Raw genomic sequence first — 6056 nt, 5'->3', positions numbered from 1 at the left:
GCTCGGCGCAACGGCCCGTTCGGCATACCGTCGCACCTGCCGGTCACCGTCGGGACACCGAACAACGGCGGCCCGGTGATCACCGCCGGCGGGCTGATTTTCATCGCTGCGGCAACGGACAACCTGATCCGCGCCATTGATATCGACACCGGCGAGGTCGTCTGGCAGGACGTGCTGCCAGCCGGGGGCCAGGCAACGCCCATGACCTACGAGGTCAATGGCCGTCAATACCTCGTGATCGTCGCTGGCGGGCACCACTTCATGGAAACGCCACCGGGCGACTACGTGGTCGCCTACAGCCTGCCAGCCAAAGGCGATCCGAAGCTACCCGACTTCCTGAAGGACTAGCCTGAGTGACCGGCCCCAAGGACGGGTGCCGGCCCGGCTATCAACGGAACGGCGGCTCGTCGAAGCTGCGCAGCTTGCGCGAATGCAGCGAATTGAGCTGGTTGCGCAACAGGTCGAGCGCGGCGATACCGATCTTCAGGTGCTGGGTCACGGCGCGCTCATAGAAGGCATTGGCCGAACCCGGCAGCTTGATCTCGCTGTGCAGCGGCTTGTCGGAAACGCAAAGCAAGGTGCCGTAGGGCACCCGCAAACGATAGCCCTGGGCGGCGATGGTGCCGCTTTCCATGTCCACCGCCACGGCGCGCGAAAGGTTGATCAGCGGCCGTTCCTGCGCCCAGCGCAGCTCCCAGTTGCGGTCGTCGTAGGTCAGCACGGTGCCGGTGCGCAACCGCTTCTTCAGCGCCTCGCCCTTGTCGCCGGTGACCTGCGCGGCAGCTTCCTGCAGTGCCTGCTGCACTTCGGCCAACGCGGGTAGCGGGATGTGCGGCGGCAACACCCGGTCGAGGATGCCGTCGCGGCGCATGTAGGCGTGGGCCAGCACGTAGTCACCGATGGATTGCGACTGCCGCAGGCCGCCGCAGTGGCCGATCATCAGCCAGCAGTGCGGACGCAGCACGGCCAGGTGATCGGTGATGTTCTTGGCGTTCGAAGGGCCGACGCCGATGTTGACCAGGGTAACGCCATCGCCATCGGCCGCCTGGAGGTGATAGGCCGGCATCTGGTAGCGGTGCCAGAGCACACCACCGATGATCGACTGGGCTTCGCCCTCCTCCATGCCGCGCTCGATGATGATGTTGCCCGGCAGCACCATGCGCACGAAGCGGGTGTCGTCGCGCAGCATGTCGAGGCCGTGGCGGATGAACTGGTCAACATAGCGGTGGTAGTTGGTCAGCAGAATCCACGGCTGCACGTGGCGCCAATCGCTACCGGTGTAATGCACCAGCCTGCGCAGCGAGAAATCCACCCGCGCACCATCGAACAGCGCCAGCGGATAGGGGTCGGCATGTTCCCAGTCGTAGAGGCCGTCGGCGATGTCATCGGTAGCGGCGGACAGATCGGTACTGGGGAACACGCGCGCCAGCTCTGCGGCGGTCACGCCGGTGCCAGCCAGTTCATCGCCCTGCTCGATCACGTACGGATAGGGAATGTTGCGCTCGCTGATGCCGACCTCGACCGTGACGCCGAAATCGGTAATCAACGGCTGCAGCTGGTCAAGCAGATAGCTGCGAAACGACGCCGGATGGGTCACGGTCACACTGTAGACGCCTGGCGCCTGCACCTTGGCGTAGGCACGGGTCGAGGCCGGCACTTCGCCGTGGCATTCGTAGGTCAGGCGCAATTCGGGGTAACGGAACATCGCCCGCTCGGTCGCATCCGGCTCCTGACGCGACGCCACGTAACGCTTCAGCGCCTGGTTCAAGGCGCGGGTGGCCTGCTGATGCAGCTCGGCAAGGTGGTCCACGGCCGCTTCAGCGCTGGTGGCAATGCGAAAATTCTCGCCTGCTGGATTCATGGTGGGTTTCCTTGTTCATTCGTTGAAAACATCTTGCCTGCTGTTCGATGACAGCGGTAGCACCGGATCGCTACGGCCATCGATCAGCCGCAGCAACTCGCAGCGCCAGTGCCTCCAGCCGCGCTTTCAATACCGCGAGGCTGGGCGCCGCGGTCAGGCTCAGCCGCAGCGCGTTGGGCGCGTCATGACCTACCGCGAAGGCCTCCGCCGTTGCCGCTTCGATTCCGGCTTCGCGGCACAGCACTGACAGATCCTTATCCTTCGCCCGTTCGAGCCACAGATGCGGCGCGGCATATGGCGAGGCAGCACCAAGCAGTTTCTGCGCCAGCCGCCAGCGGCGGGTCATCTGTTCGCGCTGCCAGACCAGCCGACGCGCCGCAGTGCCGTCTTCGAGCCATTCGCAGCCGATCCGCAGGCACAGCGTCGACAAGGCCCAACTGGTCGCCTGCCTTTCCGGGTCGATGCGCGACAGCCACTCCTCCGGTCCGGCAATGAAACCCAGCCGCAGGCCGGGCGCCACCGTCTTCGACAGGCTACTGATCAGCAAGGTGCGATCGGGCAATGCCGCAGCCAGCGGAGGCTCGTCGCCCAGCGCGCCGTAGATATCGTCCTCGATGATCAGCAAGCCGCGCCGACGCGCCACGGCGGCAATGGCTTCGCGGCGCTGTTCATCCATGCTGACGGCGGTCGGGTTTTGCATGCAGGGCGTCAGCACGGCCACGCGCGCCGAGGTGGCTCGGGCCAGACGATCAAGATCGTCCGGCAGGATGCCGAAGGCATCCATCGCCACCCTGTGCAGCGGCAGCCGCAATTGGCGCCCGGCGGCCTTGATGCCTGGCGAGGTCAGGGCTTCGACCAGCACCGGTTCACCGGGCTCGCACAAGCCAATCAGCGCGGCGAACACCCCCTGCTGCGCCCCGGCACAAAGCATGATCTGCTGCGGCGGGATCTCAAGCGCTCTTCCGCGCAACCAGCTGCTGACCGCCAGCTGGCCACGCTGCAGACTGCGCGCCGAGGGGTAACCCTGCAGGCTCGCCAGTTCCCCCGTCGCGCACAAGGCCGTCATGCTGCGCTGCAGGTCGTCATCGTCTGGATCGAGCACCGGAAGGTTGGTCGACAGGTCGACTAGCTCCGGGTGCGCCTCCGGCGTTTTCAGCCGGAACAGGCTGGCCTCGCGGCTGCTGGCCAGCACATAGGTACCGCGACCGACCTCACCGCCCACCAGATGCCGGCGCGCCGCTTCGCGGTAGGCCTGCATGGCCGTACTCGGATTGAGGCCGAGCGCCCAGGCCAGACGCCGCTGCGGTGGCAACCGGTCGCCCGGCTTCAGCTCGCCACGGGCAATGGCCCCGGCAATGGCGTCGACCAGCGCCAGGTAGCGCGGCTGATCATCCGAATCGAGATTGGTAACCACATTGTTGGCCATGCAATATAAAGATTTACCCATACAATGCCCGCCGCCTAGGATCGAGGTCAAACCCGCCCAGGAGACTTCGATGTTCGATCTACAGCAACTGCGTCAGGCAGCCGAACTGATTCACCGGAGCGTACCGCCGACCCCTCAATACGCTTGGCCGCTGCTGGCCGAGCGGCTTGGCTGTGAGGTGTGGGTCAAGCATGAGAACCATACGCCAGCTGGCGCCTTCAAGGTGCGTGGTGGCCTGTTCTATGTGCACGAGCTGATCAAGCGAGAGCCGCACCTGCCGGGGCTGATTACCGCAACCCGCGGCAATCACGGCATTAGCATGGCAATGGCCGCACGCACGGCAGGCTTGTCGCTGCAGATCCTGGTGCCGGAGGGCAATTCCGCTGAAAAAAATGCCGCCATGCGCGCCTGCGGCGCCGAAGTCGTCGAATATGGCCACGACTTCGATACCGCCCGCCAGCGCGCAGCGGAACTGGCCGAAGCCAACGGCTGGCATCTTGTCCCGTCCCTGCATCCGGACCTGATCAGAGGCGTCGCCACCTATGCGCTGGAATTGCTCGAAGCGCTGCCGGATGTCCGTAGGGTCTACGTGCCCATCGGACTCGGCTCGGGGATTTGCGGGATGATCCGCACCCGCGATCTGCTGGGGCTGGATACTGAAATCATCGGCGTGGTGTCGAGCGCGGCCGATGCCTACGCGCAGAGCTTCGAACAGGGTCGCATCGTCACCACCGAAACGGCCGACACCTTTGCTGACGGCATGGCCTGCCGAATGCCGGCGCCGGAAGCGCTGGAGATCATCCGCAACGGCGCCGCACGCATCGTACGGGTCGACGATACCGAGATCCGCCAAGCCATTGTCGCCTACCACGAAGACACCCATAACCTCGCCGAAGGCGCCGGCGCCGCCGCACTGGCAGCCGCGATGCAGGAGCGCGAGCGCAACCGTGGCGAGCGGATTGCCGTGGTACTCAGCGGAGCGAACATCGACCGCGAGGTGTTAGCGGGGATACTGGCCTAACACACGAAGGCGTCAAGAGCTGCAACGCACTGACATTAGCGCCCGCAAGCCAGCTGAAGCACAGTCGCGAGTAAGCATCCCCTCGGAGTGGCGATTTTGCGCGATGTGGCTGACCGCCTTCGATGTGTTTAGAAATCCGTACATATCATCAACCACCTGCTCTCCCCAGTGTTGAGTTGCTGCTACGGACCGACCACACGCCCCTACGGAATTAGCATCTAGAACCGGATGCGCTAAGCCGCGCGGCTTAGTCAAGAAAAGGTGCGCTACGCGCCAACAGCGCACTGATGTCGAGACCGCGTGGGAGTGTGCCGAAGGCCCGGCCGCAGCCCTCCAGGCGGCTGGCGATGAAGGCATCCGACACTGCCTCGTTACCCGCTTCCAGCAGCAATTTGGCCTGCAGCGCGATGGCGACGTCCTCAGTCAGCTGGCGGGCGCGGTACTGGATGTCGTCTTTATCGGCAAAAGCGGTTTGCAGCCCGTCGATATGGCGCTTCAAGCGCACATCGCCATGGCCATCGCCCAGTTCGGCGAACAGTACGTCGCTAACGCCGGGCTCCTTCGATAGAGCGCGCAGCACGTCCAGGCATTGCACGTTACCCGAGCCTTCCCAGATCGAATTGACAGGCGCCTCACGGTAGAGCCGCGGCAGGATGGTGTCCTCGACGTAACCGGCACCGCCCAGACATTCACTCGCCTCGGCGATCATTTCCGGGGCGCGTTTGCAGATCCAGTATTTGCCGATCGCCGTCACCAGCCGGGCGAACTTCTCTTCCTGCTCGTCGAACGGGTGGTCCAGCGCGCGACCCATGCGCATGGTTAGCGCGAGTGCCGCCTCGCTCTCCAGCGCCAGGTCAGCGAGCACGTTCTGCATCAGTGGCTGTTCGATCAGGGCACGACCGCCCACCTGTCGGTGCGTGCAGTGGTGCAGGGCCTGGGTCAGTGCCTGACGCATCAGGGAGCTGGAGCCGATCATGCAGTCGAAGCGGGTCGAGGAAACCATTTCGATGATGGTCGGCACACCGCGGCCTTCCTCGCCAATCATCCAGGCCAGCGCACCGCGATATTCGACCTCGCTGGAGGCGTTGGACCAGTTGCCCAGTTTGTTCTTCAGCCGTTGGATATAGAACTGATTGCGGCTGCCGTCTGGGCGATGTCGGGGCAGCAGGAAGCAGGACAGGCCGTTGTCGGTCTGCGCCAGGGTCAGAAAGGCGTCGCACATCGGCGCCGAGCAGAACCACTTGTGCCCGACCAGTTCATACGGCTGGCCGGGACCGACAGCGCCGACCGCGTGCGCGCGGGTGGTGTTGGCGCGGACGTCGGTGCCGCCTTGTTTCTCGGTCATCGCCATGCCGATGGTTACGCCGCTTTTCTGCTCCATCGGCAGGTTGCGCGGGTCGTATTCGAGGCTGAGGATCTTTGGCAACCAGGCGTCGGCAATGCCGGGCTGCTGCCGTAGCGCAGGCACGCTGGCGTAGGTCATGGTCAGCGGGCAGCTGCTGCCCGATTCAGCCTGGTTGTGCAGGTACATCAATCCCGCGCGCGCCACCTGGGCACCGGCTTGCGGATCGGTCCAGGGCAGCGACGGGATGCCATGCGCGATCGCGGCGCTCATCAGCTCGTGATATGCCGGATGAAACTCCACCAGGTCGATGCGGTGCCCGTAGCGGTCGTGGCTTTTGAATACCGGCTTGTTTTCGTTGGCCAGAAACCCGGCGGCCATCAGCGGGCCGCCGGCCAGGGCGCCC

Annotated in this window: 3 protein-coding genes and 2 pseudogenes; 2 read left to right on the top strand and 3 right to left on the bottom strand. The window is 64.8% G+C overall.

The window, feature by feature from the left end; genetic code table 11:
* Nucleotides 1-348, top strand: a pseudogene (locus tag PSTU_RS0102040) (PQQ-binding-like beta-propeller repeat protein); the annotation flags it as partial.
* A gap of 40 nt (nucleotides 349-388) precedes the next feature.
* Here PSTU_RS0102040 and amn read toward each other — a convergent pair.
* Nucleotides 389-1861, bottom strand: coding sequence for an AMP nucleosidase (amn, locus tag PSTU_RS0102035; RefSeq protein ID WP_019339381.1), 1473 nt, complete (start codon nucleotides 1859-1861; stop codon nucleotides 389-391).
* Between the two features lie 15 nt (nucleotides 1862-1876).
* Nucleotides 1877-3277 (bottom strand): annotated as a pseudogene (locus tag PSTU_RS20310) (PLP-dependent aminotransferase family protein).
* A gap of 80 nt (nucleotides 3278-3357) precedes the next feature.
* Between PSTU_RS20310 and PSTU_RS0102025 the strand changes: the two are divergent.
* On the top strand, nucleotides 3358-4308 hold the full coding sequence (locus PSTU_RS0102025; RefSeq protein ID WP_019339380.1) for a threonine dehydratase: 951 nt from the start codon (nucleotides 3358-3360) through the stop codon (nucleotides 4306-4308).
* Nucleotides 4309-4555: 247 nt separating this feature from the next.
* On the opposite strand, the gene PSTU_RS20305 is transcribed toward PSTU_RS0102025, so the two are convergent.
* Nucleotides 4556-6056: acyl-CoA dehydrogenase family protein (locus PSTU_RS20305; protein ID WP_019339379.1), on the bottom strand; the 1501-nt coding region annotated here is incomplete at its 5' end.

Origin of the sequence: Stutzerimonas stutzeri SDM-LAC (genome assembly GCF_000235745.1) — a bacterium.
GTDB classification, from domain to species: Bacteria; Pseudomonadota; Gammaproteobacteria; order Pseudomonadales; family Pseudomonadaceae; genus Stutzerimonas; species Stutzerimonas stutzeri_H.
The sequence above is the reverse complement of the archived record's forward strand: the minus strand, read 5'-3'. Positions and strand labels throughout refer to the sequence as shown.

Excerpts from the sequence above, each read along its gene's own strand:
- amn (WP_019339381.1), bottom strand. The coding sequence starts at position 1,861 with ATGAATCCAGCAGGCGAGAATTTTCGCATTGCCACCAGCGCTGAAGCG.
- PSTU_RS0102025 (WP_019339380.1), top strand. The coding sequence starts at position 3,358 with ATGTTCGATCTACAGCAACTGCGTCAGGCAGCCGAACTGATTCACCGG.